The 20,755-nt window shown below is 71.3% G+C and carries 18 protein-coding genes; 15 read left to right on the plus strand and 3 right to left on the minus strand.

The annotated features are described in order from the left end of the window. The first annotated feature begins 305 nt into the window (after nt 1-305). The 7 genes from KK483_RS25365 (at nt 306) to KK483_RS25395 (ending at nt 8,310) form a co-directional block, all read left to right on the plus strand. Nucleotides 306-1,310: an ABC transporter permease gene (locus tag KK483_RS25365; protein ID WP_262007531.1), complete on the plus strand. Its 1,005-nt coding sequence runs from the start codon at nt 306-308 to the stop codon at nt 1,308-1,310. Nucleotides 1,311-1,429: 119 nt separating this feature from the next. After that, complete coding sequence (locus KK483_RS25370) at nt 1,430-3,193, plus strand: ABC transporter substrate-binding protein (RefSeq protein ID WP_262007532.1); 1,764 nt, start codon at nt 1,430-1,432, stop codon at nt 3,191-3,193. Nucleotides 3,194-3,309: 116 nt separating this feature from the next. After that, entirely contained in the window at nt 3,310-4,308 is a 999-nt protein-coding gene (locus KK483_RS25375; RefSeq protein WP_262007533.1) for an ABC transporter permease, read from the plus strand. Then, nucleotides 4,305-5,402: an ABC transporter ATP-binding protein gene (locus KK483_RS25380; protein ID WP_262007534.1), complete on the plus strand. Its 1,098-nt coding sequence runs from the start codon at nt 4,305-4,307 to the stop codon at nt 5,400-5,402. The genes KK483_RS25375 and KK483_RS25380 overlap by 4 nt, the downstream gene beginning before the upstream one ends. Beyond that, the gene (locus tag KK483_RS25385) at nt 5,399-6,592 is read left to right on the plus strand and encodes an ABC transporter ATP-binding protein (RefSeq protein WP_313879484.1); all 1,194 of its coding nucleotides are present in this window, start codon (nt 5,399-5,401) and stop codon (nt 6,590-6,592) included. The genes KK483_RS25380 and KK483_RS25385 overlap by 4 nt, the downstream gene beginning before the upstream one ends. Before the next feature lie 141 nt (nt 6,593-6,733). After that, nucleotides 6,734-7,399 carry a trimeric intracellular cation channel family protein gene (locus KK483_RS25390; RefSeq protein WP_262007535.1) on the plus strand — a complete coding sequence of 222 codons (666 nt, stop codon included), beginning with the start codon at nt 6,734-6,736 and terminating at the stop codon, nt 7,397-7,399. A 41-nt stretch (nt 7,400-7,440) separates the two neighbouring features. Further along, a complete protein-coding gene (locus tag KK483_RS25395; RefSeq protein WP_262007536.1) occupies nt 7,441-8,310 on the plus strand; it encodes a thioesterase family protein in 870 nt (289 codons plus the stop codon). A gap of 67 nt (nt 8,311-8,377) precedes the next feature. Here the strand turns inward: KK483_RS25395 and KK483_RS25400 are convergent, their stop codons facing one another. Then, nucleotides 8,378-9,043, minus strand: coding sequence for a TetR family transcriptional regulator (locus tag KK483_RS25400; RefSeq protein ID WP_262007537.1), 666 nt, complete (start codon nt 9,041-9,043; stop codon nt 8,378-8,380). A gap of 89 nt (nt 9,044-9,132) precedes the next feature. On the opposite strand from KK483_RS25400, the gene KK483_RS25405 reads away from it, so the two are divergent. The 3 genes from KK483_RS25405 (at nt 9,133) to KK483_RS25415 (ending at nt 10,930) form a co-directional block, all read left to right on the plus strand. After that, nucleotides 9,133-9,291: a hypothetical protein gene (locus KK483_RS25405; protein ID WP_262007538.1), complete on the plus strand. Its 159-nt coding sequence runs from the start codon at nt 9,133-9,135 to the stop codon at nt 9,289-9,291. Between the two features lie 16 nt (nt 9,292-9,307). Continuing rightward, complete coding sequence (locus tag KK483_RS25410; protein ID WP_262007539.1) at nt 9,308-9,586, plus strand: DUF4190 domain-containing protein; 279 nt, start codon at nt 9,308-9,310, stop codon at nt 9,584-9,586. Between the two features lie 180 nt (nt 9,587-9,766). After that, the gene (locus KK483_RS25415) at nt 9,767-10,930 is read left to right on the plus strand and encodes a cysteine desulfurase family protein (protein WP_262007540.1); all 1,164 of its coding nucleotides are present in this window, start codon (nt 9,767-9,769) and stop codon (nt 10,928-10,930) included. A 630-nt stretch (nt 10,931-11,560) separates the two neighbouring features. Here the strand turns inward: KK483_RS25415 and KK483_RS25420 are convergent. Continuing rightward, on the minus strand, nt 11,561-12,256 hold the full coding sequence (locus KK483_RS25420; RefSeq protein WP_262007541.1) for an N-acetylmuramoyl-L-alanine amidase: 696 nt from the start codon (nt 12,254-12,256) through the stop codon (nt 11,561-11,563). Nucleotides 12,257-12,343: 87 nt separating this feature from the next. On the opposite strand from KK483_RS25420, the gene mnmA reads away from it, so the two are divergent. Next, nucleotides 12,344-13,474 carry a tRNA 2-thiouridine(34) synthase MnmA gene (mnmA, locus tag KK483_RS25425; RefSeq protein ID WP_262007542.1) on the plus strand — a complete coding sequence of 377 codons (1,131 nt, stop codon included), beginning with the start codon at nt 12,344-12,346 and terminating at the stop codon, nt 13,472-13,474. Here mnmA and KK483_RS25430 read toward each other — a convergent pair. Then, the gene (locus tag KK483_RS25430) at nt 13,459-14,265 is read right to left on the minus strand and encodes an alpha/beta fold hydrolase (protein ID WP_262007543.1); all 807 of its coding nucleotides are present in this window, start codon (nt 14,263-14,265) and stop codon (nt 13,459-13,461) included. The genes mnmA and KK483_RS25430 overlap by 16 nt on opposite strands. Before the next feature lie 144 nt (nt 14,266-14,409). Between KK483_RS25430 and KK483_RS25435 the strand changes: the two genes are divergently transcribed. The 4 genes from KK483_RS25435 to KK483_RS25450 all read left to right on the plus strand — a co-directional run bounded on the left by KK483_RS25435 (nt 14,410) and on the right by KK483_RS25450 (nt 20,697). Beyond that, nucleotides 14,410-15,099 carry an SDR family oxidoreductase gene (locus KK483_RS25435; protein WP_262007544.1) on the plus strand — a complete coding sequence of 230 codons (690 nt, stop codon included), beginning with the start codon at nt 14,410-14,412 and terminating at the stop codon, nt 15,097-15,099. After that, complete coding sequence (locus KK483_RS25440) at nt 15,096-16,103, plus strand: methionine synthase (protein ID WP_262007545.1); 1,008 nt, start codon at nt 15,096-15,098, stop codon at nt 16,101-16,103. The genes KK483_RS25435 and KK483_RS25440 overlap by 4 nt, the downstream gene beginning before the upstream one ends. Nucleotides 16,104-16,136: 33 nt before the next feature. Beyond that, nucleotides 16,137-18,335, plus strand: coding sequence for an NAD-dependent DNA ligase LigA (gene ligA, locus KK483_RS25445; RefSeq protein ID WP_262007546.1), 2,199 nt, complete (start codon nt 16,137-16,139; stop codon nt 18,333-18,335). A 274-nt stretch (nt 18,336-18,609) separates the two neighbouring features. Beyond that, the gene (locus KK483_RS25450; protein ID WP_399016166.1) at nt 18,610-20,697 is read left to right on the plus strand and encodes a putative bifunctional diguanylate cyclase/phosphodiesterase; all 2,088 of its coding nucleotides are present in this window, start codon (nt 18,610-18,612) and stop codon (nt 20,695-20,697) included. The last annotated feature ends 58 nt before the right edge of the window (nt 20,698-20,755 follow it).

Genomic DNA, 20,755 nt, shown 5'->3' on the forward strand with positions numbered 1-20,755 from the left:
GCCGGGCCCCGGCCGACGGGCCGCATCGCACGTATGGGTGTGAATCGAGCGCTACCAGTACGCAATTGTCCGGCTTGCCCCGCTCAGCAAGCAGTAGCGTCCGGAAAACGGATGGCGTCCGGTCGCATCACGGTTGAGCAACATTCGCTGCCAGGTATGGCGACTGATCGCCGACCCATTGAAGACTCCCCGCATCACAGGGCGTTCGACTCTTCGCGCGAACTGCCCCAGCACTCGTTACACCACGCCGCCACCCGCGGCGGGCAAAGGCCGGCTACCGGCGGCCGAGAGGGGTCCTCACCACGATGACGGCACCACTGCACGACACGAGTGCGGCCGGAACCTCCGCCGCCGCTGTCGATGTCGCGCCCGAAGGCCCTGCGAAGGCGATCGAAGGCCGCTCTCCCTGGCAGATCGCCTGGACCAGGCTCAAGCGCGACCGGCTCGCCCTCGCGGGCGGCGCCATCGTTGTCCTCCTCATCCTGGTCGCCGTCTTCGCGCCGCTGATCGTGAGCCTGCTCGGCCACCCGCCGAACGACTTCCACGAGGACCAGATCGACCCGCTCTTCGGCACGCCGATCGGCCCGTACGGCGGCATCAGCTCCGACTTCCTGCTCGGCGTCGAACCGGTCAACGGCCGCGACGTGTTCAGCCGCATCGTCTACGGCGCGCGCATCTCGCTGCTCGTGGCCTTCCTCGCGGCCGTCTTCGCCGTCTTCCTGGGCACCGTGCTGGGCGTCATCGCCGGCTACTTCGGCGGCTGGGTCGACGCGGCGCTCAGCCGGGTCATGGACGTGATGCTCGCCTTCCCGCAGCTGCTCTTCACCATCGCGCTCGTCTCCGTCCTGCCCAACGACCTCCTCGGAGTGTCGGGTTCCGGTGTGCGCATCGGCGCGCTGGTCGTCGTCATCGGCTTCTTCGGCTGGCCCTACGTCGGCCGGATCGTCCGCGGCCAGACCCTCTCGCTGCGTGAGCGGGAGTACGTCGAGGCCGCCCGCAGCCTGGGCGCCGGCCGCCTCTACATCCTGCGCCGGGAACTACTGCCCAACCTGGTCGCCCCGATCACCGTCTACGCGACCCTCATGATCCCCACCAACATCCTCACCGAAGCGGCGCTCAGCTTCCTCGGCGCGGGTGTGAAGCCGCCCACGGCTTCCTGGGGGCAGATGCTGTCGAAGGCCGTCAACACCTATGAAGCAGACCCACTGTTCATGGTGATCCCCGGTCTGGCGATCTTCATCACCGTCCTCGCGTTCAACCTCTTCGGCGACGGCGTACGCGATGCGCTCGACCCGAAGGGCGCCCGCTGACCCTCCGCGACGAGCCGTCAGGAAGAACCGAAAGACACGCCCCTGCCGCTGGCGACAGGAGGCCCATCCCAACGGCGGACCGCCGTAACGGCCGCCATGATTACGGAGGTTGCGAGACCATGACACTGAACAGCCCCCAGAGGCGCAGAATCGCCGCAGGCGCCCTGCTCGCCTCGGCCACCATGCTCGTCACCACGGCGTGCGGCGGCGGCAGCGGCAGCGGTGAGGACAAGAGCAGCGCGGCCGGCTTCAACGCCGCCGTGAACAAGGTCGCCAACGCCTCCGACAAGAAGGGCGGCGAGCTGAAGTTCATCGGCTCGCAGGAGGCCGACTCGTGGGACCCGCAGCGCGGCTACTACGGCTTCATGTGGGACTTCGCCCGCTACTACACGCGCCAGCTGGTCACCTTCAAGGCCGCGCCCGGCGCCGAGTCCACCGAGCTCGTCCCGGACCTCGCCACCGACGCCGGCCAGATCTCCCCCGACGGCCTGACCTACACCTTCACGCTGAAGGACGGGGTCGCCTGGGAGGACGGCAAGCCGATCACGTCCAAGGACATCAAGTACGGCATCGAGCGCATCTGGGCCCAGGACGTCATCTCCGGCGGCCCGATCTACCTCCAGCAGGTCCTCGACCCCAAGGGCGAGTACAAGGGCCCGTACAAGGACACCACCCCGGACAAGCTCGGTCTGAAGGCCATCGAGACGCCGGACGACAAGACCATCATCTTCAAGCTGCCCGTCGCCAACAGCGACTTCCTGCAGATGCTGGCCATGCCGGCCGCCTCCCCGGTCCGCCAGGACATGGACACCAAGGCCAAGTACGGCCTGAAGCCGTTCTCCTCCGGCCCGTACAAGTGGGAGTCCTACACCCCGAACAAGTCCATCAAGCTGGTCCGCAACGACAAGTGGGACGCCAAGTCGGACACCGTCCGCAAGGCCCTGCCGGACACGATCAGCGTCACGTTCACCACGAACCCCGACGACATGGACAACCGCCTCATCGAGGGCGAGTACGACGTCGATCTCAACGCCACCGGCATCGGCCAGGCCGCCCGCGCCAAGGTGCTCCAGCAGCACAAGGACAACGCGGACAACCCGCAGACCGGCTTCATCCGCTACGCGGTCTTCCCGCAGACGGTCGTCCCCAATATCGAGTGCCGCAAGGCGATGATCTACGCGGCCGACTCCAAGTCCCTGCAGACCGCCCGCGGCGGCCCGCAGGCCGGTGGCGACATCGCCGCCAACATGCTGCCGCCGGCGATCAAGGGCGCCGACCCGAAGGCCGACCCGTACGGCAAGCTCGCCGGCAAGGCGGACGTCGCCAAGGCCAAGGAGGCCCTGGCGAAGTGCGGCAAGCCGAACGGCTTCAAGACCACCATCGCGGTCCGCAACAACAAGCCGATCGAGATCGCCACCGCCGAGTCCCTCCAGCAGTCGCTGAAGGCCGTCGGGATCGACGCCCAGATCGACCAGTTCGACGGCGCCCAGACCTCCGGCATCATCGGCTCGCCGAAGGTCGTCAAGGACAAGGGTTACGGCATCATCATCATGGGCTGGGGCGCGGACTTCCCGTCCGGCCAGGGCTTCCTGCAGCCGCTGGTCGACAGTCGCTTCATCCTCCAGAGCGGCAACAACAACTTCTCGGAGCTGAACGACCCTGCCATCAACGGCCTGTTCGACCAGGCGCTGCAGGAGACCGACCCCGAGAAGGCCGGCGAGCTGTACAAGCAGATCAACACGAAGGTCTCGGAGGCCGCGGTCTACCTGCCCTTCACCCACGAGAAGAACATCATCTGGCGCAGCTCCCGACTGACCAACGTCTACACGGCCGACGCCTACAACGGCCGCTACGACTACGCGTCGCTCGGCGTCGTCAAGTAACCCCCCACCCGCTCCAACGGCGCACCACCCGCCGCTAGGTCCGAAGGGCAGGTGATGGCCAGGCGCGGCGGCCGGGGAATCCGATCGGATTCCCCGGCCGCCGGCCGGCCGACCGCATGCTTGCATATATCGTCCGACGGCTCTTCGCCGTCGTAGTGATGCTGCTCGTCGTCACCTTGGTGACGCTCGGCATCTTCTTCCTGATCCCCAAGCTGACCGGCAGTGACCCTGCCGCGATGTTCGTCGGCAAGCAGGCGGATCCGGCCTCCATCGAGGGCGTCCGGCAGAAGCTGGGCCTGGACGAGCCGATCCTGGTGCAGTTCTGGCACTTCGTCTCCGGAATCTTCGTCGGACGCGACTACGTCGGCGGCGGCGACACCATCCACTGTGCGGCGCCCTGCTTCGGCTACTCGTTCCGCACCGAGCAGGACGTCTGGCTGATGCTGGTCGACCGCATCCCGGTGACCGTCTCCATGGTCCTCGGCGCGGCCGTGCTCTGGCTGGTCATGGGCGTCAGCACCGGCGTGGTCTCCGCGCTCCGGCGCGGCACCGCGATCGACCGGGTCGCCATGGTCACCGCGCTCGCCGGCGTCTCGCTCCCCATCTACTTCACCGCCATGCTGGCGCTGCTGGTCTTCCGCATCCAGCTCGGCTGGCTGGACGCCAGGTGGGTGCCGTTCACCGAGTCGCCCGGCTCCTGGTTCATGGGCCTGCTGCTGCCCTGGGTCACCCTCGCCTTCCTGTACGCGGCGATGTACGCCAGACTCACCCGCGCCACCATGCTGGAGGTGCTGGGCGAGGACTACATCCGCACCGCCCGGGCGAAGGGCCTCACGGAGCCGGTGGTGCTCGGCAAGCACGCCATGCGCTCCACCATGACCCCCATCCTGACCATCTTCGGCATGGACCTCGGCGCCCTCGTCGGCGGCGCGATCCTGACCGAGACCGCGTTCAACCTGCCCGGTCTCGGGAACGCCGCCTTCAGGGCGGTGAGCGAACGCGACCTGCCGCTGATCCTGGCGGTCACGCTGATCACCGCGTCGGCCGTGGTCATCATGAACCTCGTCGTGGACCTCCTGTACGCAGTGATCGACCCCCGAGTGAGGCTCGCATGACGGACCAGCTGGCGAAAACCGGGGCCGCCCTGGGCGAGCCCGCTCCGACCGCACCGTCCGACGCGTTCCTGGACGTACGCGATCTCAAGATCCACTTCCCGACCGACGACGGCCTCGTCAAGTCCGTGGACGGTCTCACCTTCCAGCTGGAGAAGGGCAAGACCCTCGGCATCGTGGGCGAGTCCGGCTCCGGCAAGTCGGTGACCTCGCTCGGCATCATGGGACTGCACACCGTCGGCCAGTACGGCCGGCAGAAGGCGCAGATCTCCGGTGAGGTCTGGCTCAACGGGCAGGAGCTGCTCTCCGCCGACCCCGACGCCGTACGGCGGCTGCGCGGGCGCGAGATGGCGATGATCTTCCAGGATCCGCTGTCGGCGATGCACCCGTACTACACGGTCGGCCACCAGATCGTGGAGGCGTACCGCGTCCACCACAAGGTGGACAAGAAGACGGCCCGCAAGCGTGCGGTCGAGCTCCTCGACCGGGTCGGCATCCCCGAGCCCGCCAAGCGGTTCGACAACTACCCCCACGAGTTCTCCGGCGGTATGCGCCAGCGCGCCATGATCGCGATGGCACTGGTCAACAACCCGGAGCTGCTCATCGCGGACGAGCCGACCACCGCGCTCGACGTGACCGTGCAGGCCCAGATCCTCGACCTGATCCGGGATCTCCAGAAGGAGTTCGGCTCCGCGGTCATCATCATCACCCACGACCTCGGCGTCGTGGCCGAGCTCGCCGACGACATCCTCGTGATGTACGGCGGGCGCTGTGTGGAGCGCGGCGCGGCCGAGAAGGTCTTCTACGAACCCCAGCACCCCTACACCTGGGGCCTGCTGGGCTCGATGCCGCGCATCGACCGTGAGCAGACCGAGCGCCTGATCCCGGTCAAGGGCTCGCCGCCCAGCCTGATCAACATCCCCAGCGGCTGCGCCTTCCACCCGCGCTGCCCCTACGCGGAAGTCCCCAAGGGCGGCATCACCCGCACCGAGCGTCCCGAGCTGCGCGAGTCGTCCGGCCGCCACTACTCGGCCTGCCACATGTCGCAGGAGGAGCGGACCCGCATCTGGACCGAAGAGATTGCGCCGAAGCTGTGAGCGACAACAAAGACACGAAGGTGGCGATCCCGCAGCAGGGAGCGCCCGCCGATGCCCCGCTGCTGAAGGTGTCGGGCCTGGTCAAGCACTTTCCGATCAAGAAGGGCCTGCTCCAGCGGCAGGTCGGTGCCGTCAAGGCGGTCGACGGCATCGACTTCGACGTCCTGCCGGGCGAGACGCTCGGCGTGGTGGGCGAGTCCGGCTGCGGGAAGTCGACGATGGGCCGGCTGATCACCCGGCTGCTCGAACCGACCGGCGGCACGGTCGAGTTCCAGGGGGCGGACATCTCGCACCTCGGCGTGGGCCGGATGCGGCCGTTCCGCCGGGACATCCAGATGATCTTCCAGGACCCCTACGGTTCGCTGAACCCGCGGCACACGGTCGGCTCGATCGTCTCGGCCCCCTTCCGGCTCCAGGGCGTGGAGCCCGAGGGCGGGATCAAGAAGGAGGTCCAGCGGCTGCTCGGCCTGGTGGGTCTGAACCCGGAGCACTACAACCGCTACCCGCACGAGTTCTCCGGCGGACAGCGCCAGCGCATCGGCATCGCCCGGGCGCTCGCCCTCAAGCCGAAGCTCGTCGTCGCGGACGAGCCGGTCTCCGCGCTGGACGTGTCGATCCAGGCGCAGGTGGTCAACCTGCTGGACGACCTCCAGGAGGAGCTGGGCCTCACCTACGTGATCATCGCGCACGACCTCTCGGTCATCCGGCACGTCTCGGACCGGATCGCGGTCATGTACCTCGGCAAGATCGTGGAGCTGGCGGACCGCAAGTCGCTGTACGAGTCCCCGATGCACCCGTACACCAAGGCCCTGCTCTCGGCGGTGCCGGTGCCGGACCCGCGGCGGCGCGGCGCCAAGAGCGAGCGGATCCTGCTGAAGGGCGACGTCCCCTCGCCGATCTCCCCGCCGAGCGGCTGCCGCTTCCACACCCGCTGCTGGAAGGCGACCGAGCTCTGCCGCACGCAGGAGCCGCCGCTGGCCGCCCTGAAGACGGGCCACCAGGTCGCCTGCCACCACCCGGAGAACGCGCCCGACCAGGCACCCGACGACGACACGGTCCTCGCTTCGGCCCGCGAGGCGATCGCCATCGTGGACGCGACCCCGAAGTCGGAGCTGCCGGTTCCGGAGCCGGGCCCGAAGGCGGAGCGGGAGCCGGTGTCGGAGCCGGTGCCGGAGTCGGACAAGCAGTAGGCGAACGGACGACGGGCCCCGTCCGGCAGAGCCGGGCGGGGCCCGTCGTCCGTCCGGCCGCCCTACCTGACCGGTGCCCGGGGGGCCAGGGGGCGCGAGGGCGCGGTCGGGGGGCTCGTACGCGCGCGGCACAATTGTGCGGTGCTCCAGGAACTGTTCACCCCCTCCGTCCAGCATGCGCTCGACATCGCCGGCATCTTCGTCTTCGCGATCTCCGGCGCCCTGCTCGCCGTACGCAAGAACTTCGACGTCTTCGGCATCGCCGTACTCGCCGAGGCCACGGCGCTGGGCGGCGGTCTGTTCCGGGACCTGATCATCGGCGCCGTGCCGCCCGCCGCGTTCACGGACCTGGGGTACTTCCTGACACCGCTCGTCGCCGCCGCGCTCGTCTTCTTCCTGCACCCCGAGGTCGAGCGCATCCAGGGCTCGGTCAACGTCTTCGACGCCGCGGGGCTCGGGCTCTTCTGTGTGACGGGGACGACCAAGGCGTACGAGTACGGGCTCGGCCTCACCGCGTCCGCGGCCCTCGGGCTCACCACCGCGGTCGGCGGTGGCGTCGTGCGCGACATACTCGCCAACGAGGTGCCCTCGCTGCTCCGCTGGGACCGTGACCTCTACGCGGTCCCGGCCACCGTCGGCGCCACCCTGGTGGTGCTGTGCATCCGCTTCGACGCGCTCAACGCCCTCACCAGTGGACTCGCCGTCGTGACCGCCTTCACCCTGCGCCTGCTCGCCATGCGCTACCACTGGCGGGCGCCCCGCGCCTGGAACCGCAGATCGGCCGCCGCCGAAGAGATGACCGTCTGAAAAAGCTACCGCTTAGTAGTTGCCTGCTGTACGGTTCAGGCATGGCACAGGTGGCACAGGAAACCGCAACCGTCGGCGACAGCGAGTTCGACCGCGACACCGCCGTCACGCTGCGGGACCCGCACGTCCCGGGCGTCTACGACGCGCAGCTCTCCGCCGGCTGGACGATCATCAGTGCCGTCAACGGCGGCTATCTGCTGGCGCTGCTCGGCCGGGCCCTCGGCGACGCCCTGCCCCACCCGGACCCCTTCAGCGTCTCCGCGCACTACCTCGGCCCCTCCGTGCCCGGCCCCGCCGTGATCCGCACCGAGACCATCCGCACCGGACGCACCCTCTCCACCGGCCAGGCTTCCCTCTTCCAGTACGCGGAGGACGGCAGCGAGGTCGAGCGCATCCGCGTCCTCGCCACCTACGGCGACCTCGACGCCCTGCCGGACGAGGTCCGTACGACCGCGAAGCCGCCGGCCATTCCGCCGTACGAGCACTGCCTCGGCCCGGCCGACGGGCCCGCGCCCGCCATCCCCGGCTCGTCGGCGATCACCGACCGGCTGGACATCAGGCTCGACCCCGCCACCGTCGGCTGGGCCGTCGGCGCGCCCTCGGGGAAGGGTGAGATGCGCGGCTGGTTCGGGCTCGCCGACGGCCGCGCCGCCGACCCGCTGTCGCTGCTGCTCACGGTCGATGCGCTGCCGCCCACCTCGTTCGAGCTGGGTCTCAAGGGCTGGACCCCGACCGTCGAACTCACCACCCACGTCCGCTGCCGTCCCGCACCGGGCCCGCTGCGCGTCGCCATCACCACCCGAAACCTGGCGGGCGGCTTCCTGGAGGAGGACGCCGAGGTCTGGGACAGCGCGGACCGGCTGGTCGCCCAGTCCCGGCAGCTGGCGAAGGCGCCGCTGCCGCGCACCTAGCGTCGCGCACGTCGCGCACGTCGCGCACGTGGCACGCGTCGCGCACGTCGTGTGTCGCGTACGAGGTTCAGGGCGTGCGGCGGCCGGCCCCCGATCCCTCCCGCGGGCCCTCCAGCCAGTGGTGGCGGCCCAGGGATACCAGGCGCAGGCGGTCCCGGGCGGTGCGGGCGACCTCCCGCTCGTCGGGGGCGCCGGTCTCCTGCGCCTCCAGGAAGGCCGAGGCGGTCATCACCATGTGGTCGACGTACATGCCGGCCAGCATGCGCAGATCGGCGTCGCTCCAGCCCTCCGACTCCGGCTCCCGGGCAAGCGCGTCCGCCACTTCCTCGGTGAAGCGGCGGAGCTGCGCCGCGATCGCGGCCCGGACCCGGCCGACCCCGCCGTGCCGCTCGCGGGCGATGAAACGGAAGTGGGCGGGCTGCTCCCGGACATGACGGGCGATGAGGTCCACCGTGCGCCCGATCCTTACGCCGGCGTCGCCCGTCTCCGCGAGGATCTCGCCGATCAGGCCGTGCAGGCTGCCCAGGGTCTCCTCGACCAGGGCCACCCCGAGCTCCGCGACGTCCCCGAAGTGCCGGTAGAACGCGGCCGGCGCCACCCCGACGGCCCGGGTCAGCTCGCGGAGCCCGAGGCTGCTGAGGCTCTGGTCCTCCAGCAGCCGCAGGGCGGCGTCCAAGAGGGCCTGACGGGTCTTCAACTTCTGGGCCTGGCGGATGCCGACGGTGTGACTCATGCCATTCAGTAAACAACCGTTCTCCGATTCTGGAAAGACTAGACTGATGAGTCAGTGAACAGTCGTATTCTCTCGGTGAAAGGCTGATCATGATCGCCCTCGTCGCCGTGCTCCTGCTCCTGGGAGTCCTCCTGGGTGCGGTGGCCCAGATCCCGCTGTCCGCGTCCGCCGTCGGCGCCGCCGCCATCGGTGCCTGGCTGCTCGTCTTCGCCCTGCGTGAGCGGCGCGCACGCCGCCGCGCCCACTGAATCCGGGAGCCGGACCATGGAACTCACCCCCTCCGCCGAGCGGTTCGCCGGAACGGGCTCACGGGACGCGGACGGCATGGCTGTCGCGGCGTTCGTGCTCGGTCTGGTCGGGCTGCTCGTGATGAACGTGATCCTCGGGCCCACCGCGATCGTCCTGGCCGGACTCGCACTGTGGCGCGGCACCGCCCGCCGTGCCCGCGCCCTGCTCGGCCTGGCCCTCGGCGTCGCCGATCTCACCGTCCTCGCCGTGCTGCTCGACGGGCAGGGCGCGGTCGTCTGGAACATCGGCGGCTGATCCCCCCGGCCCGGGCCCCGCCCCCCGGCCCTGGCCCCGGCCCCGGCCCCGGCCCCGCCCCCGCCCCCCGGTCCCGGGGTGCGGCCGGCGCCCTCGGGCGGGGTGTGAAGCGGCAAGCGCTTGCCCGGCCGGGGTGGCCGCCCGTGGCCGTGCGGCCCGCCTCGTAGAATCGTGGGCACCATGGCATACCTCGACCACGCCGCGACCACTCCGATGCTGCCGGAGTCGATCGAGGCGATGACCGCCCAGCTTCCCGTCACCGGCAACGCCTCGTCGTTGCACGCCGCGGGCCGCCGGGCCCGCCGTACCGTCGAGGAGGCCCGCGAGACCCTCGCCGAGGCCCTCGGGGCGCGCCCAAGCGAGGTCGTCCTCACCTCCGGTGGAACCGAGGCGGACAACCTCGCGGTGAAGGGCCTCTACTGGGCCCGCCGCGCGGCCGATCCGCGCCGCGACCGGGTCCTCGCCTCACCCGTCGAGCACCACGCCGTCCTCGACGCCGTGCACTGGCTCGGCGAGCACGAGGGCGCGAACGTCGAGTACCTGCCGGTCGACCAGTACGGCCGCGTACACCCCGAGGCGCTGCGCGAGGCGATCGAGCGCGACCCGGACGATGTCGCGCTCGCCACCGTGATGTGGGCCAACAACGAGATCGGTACCGTCATGCCGGTTGCCGAACTCGCCGCGACCGCCGCGGAGTTCGGCATTCCGCTGCATGCGGACGCCGTCCAGGCGTTCGGGCAGCTCGATGTCGACTTCGGCGCCTCCGGCCTCGCCGCGATGACCGTCAGCGGCCACAAGATCGGCGGCCCGTACGGCATCGGCGCGCTGCTCCTCGGCCGTGAGTACAGCCCGGTGCCCGTTCTGCACGGCGGGGGCCAGGAGCGTCATGTGCGCTCCGGAACCCTCGACGTGCCCGCCGTCGCCGCCTTCGCCGTGGCGGGACGGCTCGCGGCCGAGCGGCGCGCCGGCTTCGCCCGGGAGATCGGGGAGCTGCGCGACCGACTGATCAAGGCCGTGCGGGACGCCGTGCCCGACGCGGTCCTCGGCGGCGACCCCGTCGACCGGCTCCCGGCCAACGCCCACTTCGGCTTCCCCGGGTGCGAAGGCGACTCGCTGCTGCTGCTCCTGGACGCCCAGGGGATCGAGTGCTCCACCGGCTCCGCCTGCACGGCCGGTGTCGCCCAGCCCAGCCACGTCCTGCTCGCCGCGGGCACCGACCCGGAGCTGGCCCGCGGCACGCTCCGCTTCAGCCTCGGCCACACCTCCACCGAGGAGGACGTCGAGGCCGTCGCGAAGGCGATCGGCCCCGCGGTCGAGCGGGCCCGCACGGCGGGACTCAGCTAGGGGGTGTCCGGCGGATCATGCTGGGCTCGCGACGCCCTGCGGCTCCGTCTCCCGTGCTGTCGTCGGTCGCCAACTCCCCCGTAGCCCTCCGGGCACGGGAGGGACCCCCACCGTGTTGTCTGTCTCCTCCGTCTTGGATTCGAAGCCGCTGGACGCCGCTCGCTGATCCAGCCTGATCCACCGGACACCCCCTAGTGACCCGAGTCAGAGATCTCTGGGTAGTTATCCGGAGCCGTACGGCGTTTCTGAGTCCACGTCTCCCGGGACTTCGCCGTCGCGAGGCACGTGCTCAGCGGCTGCCGATCTGACGACAAATCTCCGACTCAGGACACTAGCCCTGTCGTTCGGATCTTGCCGGGCTCGCGTGCCCTGGCACGCAATCGGCTGCGTTGGCGCCGGTCGCTGACTCCCCCGTAGCCCTCCGGGCACGGGAGGTGCCCCCACCGCGTTGTCTGCCTCCTCCGCCTTGCAGCAGCACGCACCGCTGTGACATCAGCCGCTCCGCGCCGGGCCGCTCGCTGATCCGGCCTGATCCGAACGACAGGGCCTGGAGCTTGTCCCGAAGGCGGGCCCGCGGGCCCGGTCCGGACACGGGGGCTCGATCCGGACACCGGCCCCGGGCCACACGGCTCAGCCGGCGGTCGTCGTCCTCGGTGTGGGCGTGGGCGACGGCTTCGCGGGCGCCTTCATGGCCTCGCGGACCAGGCGCATGTACCGGTCCCAGTCCCAGTGCGGACCGGGGTCGGTGTGATCCGTGCCCGGCACCTCGACATGGCCGATGATGTGCTTCCGGTCCACCGGAATGCCGTGGCGCCTGCAAATGTCGGCCGTCAGCCGCGCCGACGACTCGTACATCGCGGCCGTGAAGTCCTCCGGCCGGTCGACGAAGCCCTCGTGCTCGATGCCGATGCTCCGCTCGTTCACCCCGCGGTTGCCCGCGTGGTACGCCACGTCGAGCTCGCGGATCATCTGGGCGACGCGCCCGTCCTTGCCCACGATGTAGTGCGTCGCCGCGCCGTGTCCGGGGTCCTTGAAGACCCGCACCGCGGTCCGGTAGCTGCCCTGGACGACATGGATCACGACGGTGTCGATCACATAGTCGTCGGGGCGGTCCGCCCGGCGCCAGTTCGCCCGCGCCGCCGCGGTCCACTGCGCGCCCGCGTGGTCGAGCTCGCCCTCCACACGCTTCTTCTCCATGCCCGGCAGCCGCCACCAGGCACGCCTGGCCTCGTCCTGGGTCGCCACACCCACCCCGACGAGCGTGGCCCCGCCGCCGATCAGCAGCGCCCGCCGGCCGATGCCGCGCCGCGCTTTCCTGCTCCCCATGCCGCCCCACTCTCTTCACCCCGGTCACCTCCCCGAACGCATACTCACGGGCTTTCGGTTCCCACGGCCCCGTACTCTGGTAGGGCTATGACTCAGACACCCCACCGCCCCCTCCGCGTCCTCGCCGCCATGTCCGGAGGTGTGGACTCCGCCGTCGCCGCCGCCCGCGCCGCCGAAGCCGGGCACGATGTCACCGGGGTGCACCTGGCCCTGTCCGCGAACCCGCAGTCGTTCCGCACCGGCGCCCGCGGCTGCTGCACCATCGAGGACTCGCGCGACGCCCGCCGGGCCGCTGACGTCATCGGCATCCCCTTCTACGTGTGGGACCTCGCCGAGCGCTTCCGCGAGGACGTCGTCGAGGACTTCGTCTCCGAGTACGAGGCGGGCCGCACCCCCAACCCCTGTCTGCGCTGCAACGAGAAGATCAAGTTCGCGGCGCTGCTGGACAAGGCGCTGGCGCTGGGCTTCGACGCGGTGTGCACCGGCCACTACGCGACCGTGGTCGTCCGCGAGGACGGCACCCGCGAGCTCCACCGGGCGAGCGACATGGCCAAGGACCAGTCGTACGTCCTCGGAGTCCTCGACGAGAGGCAGCTCGCGCACGCGATGTTCCCCCTCGGGGACACGCTGACCACCAAGGACGAGATCCGCGCCGAGGCGGAGCGCCGGGGTCTGGCCGTCGCGAAGAAGCCCGACAGCCACGACATCTGCTTCATCGCCGACGGCGACACCCAGGGGTTCCTCGCGAAGCGCCTGGGCAAGGCCGAGGGCGACATCGTGGACGAGTCCGGCACCAGGCTGGGCAGCCACGACGGCGCCTACGGCTTCACCATCGGGCAGCGCAAGGGCCTGCGCATCGGCCACCCCGCCCCCGACGGCAAGCCGCGCTACGTCCTGGACATCTCGCCGGTCGACAACACGGTGACGGTCGGCCCGGCCGAGGCCCTGGAGGTCTCCGCCCTCACCGCGATCAAGCCCCGCTGGTGCGGAACGGCACCTTCCGGCCCCGGCACGTACACCGCCCAGCTGCGCGCCCACGGCGGCGAGACCGAGGTCTCCACGGAGTTCGAAGGCGACGAACTGCGCGTGAGCTTCACCGAGCCCGTCCGCGGTGTGGCCCCCGGCCAGGCGATCGTGCTGTACGACGGCACGCGCGTCGTCGGCTCGGCGACGATCGCGACCACGACGCGCCGCGCCGCGGACTACGCCGCGAAGTAGTCCTCCAGCACCGGCGCCAGCACATGCGGCGCCACCTGGTGGGTCTGGCCCGTCAGGGTGCGGTGGCGGCCGCGGGGGAGGGCCTCGGAGATCGCGCGGACCGTCTCGCGCTGCCAGCCGGGGCTCGCGCCGCCGTCGACCACCATCACGCGGGCGGTGACCTCGCGCAGCCGCACCGTCGGCACCAGCGCGTCCCCCAGCACCGCGTGGTCGTACGCCAGGGTGTGCGCCAGCGACTCCAGCTCCCCCCACACGGGGGAGCCCTTCAGCCGGCCGAGCGTCCCCGGGGGTACGACGTCGGCCAGGAACAGCTCCAGGGCGTCCGTGCGCCGGTCCGCGGCCAGCAGGCCGTCCAGCCGTGCCCGGCGGGCCGCGCTCGCCCGGCGGCCGGCCGGGTCGGTCAGGAACGGGGGCTCGTACACGGACAGTTGGGTGATCGGCAGACCGGCCGCCGCCGCCTCCAGGACCAGCGCGCCGCCCGACGCCATCCCGTGGACGGACGCGGTGCCGCCCGCCTCGCCGACGACGGCCGCGAGGTCCTCGATCTCCCGCTCCACGGCGTACGGAGCGGTGTCCCCGCTGGCGCCACGACCGCGGCGGTCGTACGTGAACACGCTGAAGCGGTGCGCGAGCAGCGCGGCGAGCGGGGCGTCGGTCGCGGCCGTGGCCAGCGCGCCGCTCACCAGGATCACGGGCGGACCGTCCCCCTGCCGCTCGTACGCGATGGCGGTGCCGTCCGCCGACAGCGCCGTACCCCGGATCCTGCTCGGTGTCGTGTTCGGGTCGTCCATGCAGGAAAGACCGGGGGCATGTGCCGAACTCATCGGTGCCCGGCGGGATTTCCGGAAAAATCTTCCCCGAGGGCGGCGGCGGCGCCCGCATCCCCGCCCACCTCGGGGAGAGCCGAGGGGCGCGGTGGTGCGAGCATGGCGGGTATGGCTACACATCTGATCACCGGGGCAGGCTCCGGCATCGGCGCGGTCGTCGCGCGCCGGCTGCACGAGCGCGGCGACGAGCTGGTGCTGCTGGCCCGCGACGCCGGGCGCGCCAAGGAGCTCGCCGAGGCGTATCCGGGCTCCCGTACCCTCGTCGGCGACCTCGCCGCGCCCGACCGGCTCTCCTGGGCGTTCTCGCACCAGTCGCTGCCCGAGCGGCTCGACTCGCTCCTCCACATCGCCGGCGTCGTGGACCTCGGCCGGATCGGTGACCTGACGCCGAAGACCTGGCACGCCCAGCTCGACGTGAACCTGGTGGCGCCCGCCGAACTGACCCGGCTGCTGCTGCCCCAACTCCGGGTCTCCCAGGGCACCGTGATCTTCGTGAACTCCGGTGCGGGCCTCAACGCCCACGCCGAGTGGGGTGCGTACGCCGCCTCCAAGCACGGCCTCAAGGCGCTCGCCGACTCGCTGCGGCACGAGGAGAAGGTGAACGGCGTCCGGGTCACCTCCGTCTACCCCGGCCGCACCGCAAGCCCCATGCAGGCCAAGGTCCACCAGCAGGAGGGCAAGGAGTACGACGCCGCGCGCTGGATCGACCCCGGGTCGGTGGCGACGACGATCCTGATGGCGCTCGACCTCCCGCGCGACGCGGAGGTCAACGACCTGACGGTGCGGCCGGGACGATGAGCGACGTCGTATGGGACCCCGGACAGGCCCTGGCGACCGGGGTCGGCTCCATGCCCGGCGGCGACGCCCGCGAGGCCGCCAGGACCGTCACCGGCACCTTCGAGGACTTCCCGCATCTCCCGGAGCTGCCCGCCCGCGGTCCCGGCGCCGACATGATCGGGCGGACCATCGGCCTGCTGGTCGAGATGTACGCGCACGTCGAGCCCAGCGGCTGGCGCGTCAGCGACCGGCCGGGCCGGGACACCCGCAGGGCCCGCTCCTGGCTCGGTGAGGACCTCGACGCACTGGAGGAGTTCACCCAGGGGTACGAGGGCCCGCTCAAGGTCCAGGCCGTCGGGCCGTGGACGCTCGCGGCCGCCCTGGAGCTCAGGAACGGCGAGGCCGCCCTCGGCGACCAGGGCGCCTGCCGGGACCTCGCCGGCTCGCTCGCCGAGGGACTGGGCGCGCATCTCGCGGAGGTGCGGCGGCGGGTCCCCGGCGCACAGGTGGTGCTCCAGCTCGACGAGCCCTCGCTCACGGCCGTCCTGCGCGGACGGATCAGGAGCGCCAGCGGGTATCGGACGCACCGCGCGGTGGACCGGCAGCTCGTCGAGAGCGCGCTGCGGGACGTGATGGACGTCTCCGACGGACCGGTGGTCGTGCACTCGTGCGCGCCGGAGGTGCCGTTCGCGCTGCTGCGCCGGGCCGGGGCCGCCGGTGTCTCGTTCGATTTCGGGCTGCTCACCGAGCGTGACGAGGAGGCGATCGGCGAGGCGGTGGAGGGCGGCACGAGGCTCTTCGCAGGCGTCGTGGCGTCCACCGACGGTCCATTGTCCGACCCTGCCGGTAGCGTCATGGGTGTCAGGACGCTGTGGCGCAGGCTGGGACTGAATCCGGGGACTCTCGCCGAGTCCCTGGTGATCACCCCGTCGTGCGGGCTCGCGGGCGCTTCGCCGGCGTACGCCCGCGCGGCCCTCGCGCACTGCGTCCGGGCGGCGAGATCGCTCGCGGACAACCCTGAGTGATGGCTGAGGGCTGAGGCAACGGGAGGACGTACGGTGGCTGTCGAACAGCAGGGGGCGGTGCCCGCCGAGGCACGCGACCAGCATGCCCAGCTGGCCGAGCAGGTCGAGGAGCACCGCTTCCGGTACTACGTGAAGGACCAGCCGGTCGTCAGCGACACCGAGTTCGACAGGCTGCTGCGGTCGCTGGAGGCCCTGGAGGACGAGTATCCGGAGCTGCGGACGCCCGACTCGCCGACCCAGAAGGTCGCGGGGGCGTACGAGGCTGCCTTTGCCGGTACGGCGTTCTCGGCGGTCGAGCACCGCGAGCGGATGCTCTCGCTCGACAACGCCTTCGACGAGGCGGAGCTGGCGGCCTGGGCCGACCGGGTCGCCAAGGAAGTGGGCACGTCGGAGCACCGCTTCCTGTGCGAGCTGAAGGTCGACGGGCTCGCGGTCAACCTGACGTACGAGAAGGGCCGGCTGACCCGCGCGGCCACCCGCGGCGACGGCCGCACCGGTGAGGACATCACTCCGAACGTGCGGACGATCTCCGACATCCCGGACCGGCTCACGGGCGACCGCATCCCGGACCTCGTCGAGATCCGCGGCGAGGTCTACTTCCCGATGGAGGCGTTCGAGGAGCTCAACGCCCGGCGCGTGGCCGCGGGCGAGCAGCCCTACGCCAACCCCCGGAACTCCGCGTCGGGTTCGCTGCGCCAGAAGGACCCGAAGGTCACCGCGACCCTTCCGCTGCACATGGTGGTGCACGGCATCGGCGCCCGCCAGGGCCTGGAGATCGACCGGCTCTCGCAGGCGTACGAGCTGCTGCACGCCTGGGGCCTGCCGACCGCCCGGCACTACAAGGTGGTGGACTCGCTCGACGGGGTCCGCGAGTTCATCGCGTACTACGGCGAGCACCGCCACTCCGTGGAGCACGAGATCGACGGAGTCGTCGTCAAGCTCGACGAGATCCCGCTCCAGGGCCGGCTCGGCTCGACCTCGCGGGCGCCGCGCTGGGCGATCGCCTGGAAGTACGCGCCGGAGGAGGTCAACACCAAGCTCGTCGACATCAAGGTGGGCGTGGGGCGCACCGGCCGGGTCACTCCGTACGCCCAGGTGGAGCCGGTCAAGGTGGCAGGCTCCGAGGTCGAGTTCGCCACCCTCCACAACCAGGGCGTGGTGAAGGCCAAGGGCGTCCTCATCGGCGACACGGTCGTGCTGCGCAAGGCCGGTGACGTGATCCCCGAGATCCTCGGCCCGGTCGTCGATCTGCGGGACGGCAGCGAGCGGGAGTTCGTCATGCCCGCCGAGTGCCCCGAGTGCGGCACTCCGCTGCGGCCGATGAAGGAGGGCGACATCGACCTCCGCTGCCCCAACGCCCGTAGCTGCCCCGCCCAGTTGCGCGAAAGACTGTTCTATCTCGCCGGGCGCAAGAGCCTGGACATCGAGGCGTTCGGCTATGTCGCCGCCGCGGCGCTCACCAAGCCGCTGGAGCCGGCCGAGCCGCCGCTCGCCGACGAGGGCGACCTGTTCGACCTGACGGTCGAGCAGTTGCTGCCCATCAAGGCGTACGTCCTGGACCAGGACAGCGGACTGCCCAAGCGGGACCCGAAGACCGGCGACGAGAAGATCGTCACCGTCTTCGCCAACCAGCAGGGCGAGCCCAAGAAGAACACGCTGGCGATGCTGGAGAACATCGCGGCGGCCAAGCAGCGCCCGCTCGCCCGCATCATCACCGGTCTCTCCATCCGCCATGTGGGCCCGGTGGCGGCGGAGGCGCTCGCCCGCGAGTTCCGTTCCGTCGACCGGATCGAGCAGGCCACCGAGGAGGAGCTTGCGGCCGTCGAGGGCGTCGGGCCGACGATTGCCGCCTCGCTCAAGCAGTGGTTCGAGGAGGACTGGCACCGCGAGATCCTGCGCAAATGGCGGGAGGCGGGCGTCCGTACGGAGGAGGAGGGCGCCGGCGAGGACGAGGGGCCGCGTCCCCTGGAGGGCCTCACCGTCGTCGTCACCGGCACGCTGCAGAACCACACCCGCGACGGTGCCAAGGAAGCGCTCCAGAGCCGCGGCGCGAAGGTGACAGGTTCCGTCTCCAAGAAGACGTCCTTCGTCGTGGTGGGGGACAACCCCGGTTCGAAATACGACAAGGCCATGCAGCTGAAGGTGCCCGTGCTCGACGAGGACGGCTTCGCCGTGCTGCTCGGACAGGGGCCGGACGCCGCCCTGGACGCCGCCGTTCCGGTCGAGGAGTAGCCGGGTGCCGGGCGGGAACGGCCCGTGGACATCACCCGTTCGGCGCATATCCGATGGATAGGGGTGGCCGGGCCGCAATCGGGCAAGAGCTGTAGAGCGCTGCCCGTCAGAGCCTTCAGCAGCCTACTGTTGAGGGGTGCGCCTGTCGTGCACGGCTGCGTGGTCACGCTCCAGCCGTGGTGCCATGACTAGGGGGCCATTGCGTGGCATCGGCACCGCCGGCTGTGAGAGGGACGGAATGAAACCGACCGAGAGCGCCGCCCCGGTCTCACGGATGCGTGGTTTCCCGGGGTTTGCGGGCATCGCCGCCGGAATGCCCTTCGTGATCATCGGGCTCGCCGCCGTCGTCCTGACGACGGGCGTCGTCAGCGCCGTCCGGGAAGGGCGGGCGCTCTTCCCCGGCGGCGCCGGGGGATGGTCGCTCGCCGTCCTCACCGGCATCATCGTCGGCCATCTGGTCGCGCTCGGGCGCGATCGCTGGTGGGGCGGCACCGGCTCCGGTGGCGCCCTCACCCTCGCCGTGCTGCTGCTCTACGGCTGGGTGCCCGCCGGAGTCGTCAGCCTCGCCGTGGTGGTGCTGGTCGGTGCCACCCGGCGGCAGCGCTGGCGACAGGGGGTGCTGCACGGCGCGGCCGACATCCTCGGCGTCGGAGCGGCGGCGCTGGTCCTGCTGGCGTTCGGGGAGACCCCGACCGTCGAGCGGCCCTGGCAGCCGCTGGAATGGGGCCTGGAAGCGATCCCCGAGGTGGTGTTCGCGGCGGCGGCGTATCTCGCCGTGACCCGGCTGCTGCTCTGGTACGGCCTGACGCCGCAGGGCGTCGGGCTGCCCACCGTCGCCCGTACGGCCCTGATGCGCCAGGGCCTCGTCGCGGTCGCCCTGCTCGGCATCGCCCCGCTGATCTGTGTGGTCGCCATCGCCCTGCCGATCCTGCTGCCGCTCTTCGCCGTGCCGCTCATCGCCCTCGACTCCACGCTGTGGATCGCCCGGGCCCGCGCCGAGGAGCAGCTGCGCGATCCGCTCACGGGCCTGCCGAACCGTCAGTGGCTGCTGGAGCGCACCTGGGCCGCGCTGGAGGAGGCCGAGAGCGCCGGTGCTCGGTCCGCGCTCGTGCTGATCGACCTCGACCGGTTCCGCTCGGTCAACGACACGCTCGGTCATCTCGCGGGCGACCGGCTGCTGCTCCAGATCGCCGAACGGCTGCGGCTCGCCCTGCCGCGCGGGGCGGAGGCCGCGCGGCTCGGCGGCGACGAGTTCGCCGTGCTCCTGCCCACCGCCGACTCCACCACCAGCGCCCAGCGCGTCGCCCGCCATCTCGTCGGCCAGCTCTCCTCGCCGCTGGACCTCGACGGTCTGACGCTGGTGCTGGAGGCGAGCGCCGGGCTCGCCGTCTTCCCGGACCACGCGCTGGACGCCGAAGGGCTGCTGAGGCGCGCGGACGTGGCGATGTACCAGGCGAAGCGCGACCGCACCGGCGTGGAGGTGTACGAATCGAAGCGGGATTCGAACACGCCGGACCGCCTCGGGCTGCTCGGCGATCTGCGCCGCGCACTGGACGCGGGCGAGGTCGAGCTGCACTACCAGCCCAAGGTCGGCTTCGACGGCCATGTGGCCGGCCTGGAGGCGCTGGTGCGGTGGGTGCACCCGGACCGCGGGCGGGTCCCGCCGGACGAGTTCATCGCCATCGCCGAGTCCTCCGGCCTGATGCCCCATCTGACGGAGTACGTCCTGGAGACCGCGCTCGCCCAGGTCGCCAGGTGGCGTGCCCAGGGCCTCTTCGTGCCGGTCGCCGTCAATGTCTCGCCGCGTGACGTCCACACCCCGGGCTTCGCCGGCGCGGTCGCGGCCCGGCTCGCCCGGCACGGCGTCCCCGCGGGGGCGCTGCAACTGGAGATCACGGAGCATGTGCTGCTGGAGGACCCGCAGCGCGCCGCGGACACCCTGGCCGGGCTCACCGGGCACGGCGTGAAGATGTCCCTCGACGACTTCGGCACGGGGTATTCGTCCCTGGTCCATCTGCGCCGGCTCCCGGTGAGCGAGCTGAAGATCGACCGGTCGTTCGTGGCCCGCCTGGCGGTCGACACGGAGGACGCCGAGATCGTCCGCTGCACGGTCGACCTCGCGCACTCGCTCGGGCTCCTCGTGGTGGCGGAGGGCGTCGAGGACGACGAGACCTGGGAGCGGCTGAGGGACCTGGGATGCGACGCGGTGCAGGGCTGGCTGGTCGCCGCGGCGATGCCGCCGCAGGAGACGACGGCGTGGCTGCGGGCGCGCGGGGAGAGCGGTTGGCGCAGGGCGCCGCGCGCGCTGCCCGCGGCGACGTCCTCCGACGCGGACCGGCCGTCGGGCCACGTGGTGAACTAGGCGGAGTCCGACACCCTTCCAGGGCCCCGAGTCGGCTGCCCCCGGGGGCTGGAGGCAG

This window comes from Streptomyces sp. FIT100 (assembly GCF_024584805.1).
In the GTDB taxonomy this organism is placed as follows: domain Bacteria; phylum Actinomycetota; class Actinomycetes; order Streptomycetales; family Streptomycetaceae; genus Streptomyces.

Bases quoted from the DNA above. Each gene is read 5' to 3' on its own strand.
- KK483_RS25375 (WP_262007533.1), top strand. From the start codon at position 3,310: ATGCTTGCATATATCGTCCGACGGCTCTTCGCCGTCGTAGTGATGCTG.
- KK483_RS25435 (WP_262007544.1), top strand. From the start codon at position 14,410: ATGGCTACACATCTGATCACCGGGGCAGGCTCCGGCATCGGCGCGGTC.
- KK483_RS25405 (WP_262007538.1), top strand. From the start codon at position 9,133: ATGATCGCCCTCGTCGCCGTGCTCCTGCTCCTGGGAGTCCTCCTGGGT.
- KK483_RS25395 (WP_262007536.1), top strand. From the start codon at position 7,441: ATGGCACAGGTGGCACAGGAAACCGCAACCGTCGGCGACAGCGAGTTC.
- KK483_RS25430 (WP_262007543.1), bottom strand. From the start codon at position 14,265: ATGGACGACCCGAACACGACACCGAGCAGGATCCGGGGTACGGCGCTG.
- KK483_RS25370 (WP_262007532.1), top strand. From the start codon at position 1,430: ATGACACTGAACAGCCCCCAGAGGCGCAGAATCGCCGCAGGCGCCCTG.
- mnmA (WP_262007542.1), top strand. From the start codon at position 12,344: ATGACTCAGACACCCCACCGCCCCCTCCGCGTCCTCGCCGCCATGTCC.
- KK483_RS25380 (WP_262007534.1), top strand. From the start codon at position 4,305: ATGACGGACCAGCTGGCGAAAACCGGGGCCGCCCTGGGCGAGCCCGCT.
- KK483_RS25410 (WP_262007539.1), top strand. From the start codon at position 9,308: ATGGAACTCACCCCCTCCGCCGAGCGGTTCGCCGGAACGGGCTCACGG.
- KK483_RS25400 (WP_262007537.1), bottom strand. From the start codon at position 9,043: ATGAGTCACACCGTCGGCATCCGCCAGGCCCAGAAGTTGAAGACCCGT.
- KK483_RS25365 (WP_262007531.1), top strand. From the start codon at position 306: ATGACGGCACCACTGCACGACACGAGTGCGGCCGGAACCTCCGCCGCC.
- KK483_RS25420 (WP_262007541.1), bottom strand. From the start codon at position 12,256: ATGGGGAGCAGGAAAGCGCGGCGCGGCATCGGCCGGCGGGCGCTGCTG.
- KK483_RS25415 (WP_262007540.1), top strand. From the start codon at position 9,767: ATGGCATACCTCGACCACGCCGCGACCACTCCGATGCTGCCGGAGTCG.
- KK483_RS25440 (WP_262007545.1), top strand. From the start codon at position 15,096: ATGAGCGACGTCGTATGGGACCCCGGACAGGCCCTGGCGACCGGGGTC.
- KK483_RS25450 (WP_399016166.1), top strand. From the start codon at position 18,610: ATGCGTGGTTTCCCGGGGTTTGCGGGCATCGCCGCCGGAATGCCCTTC.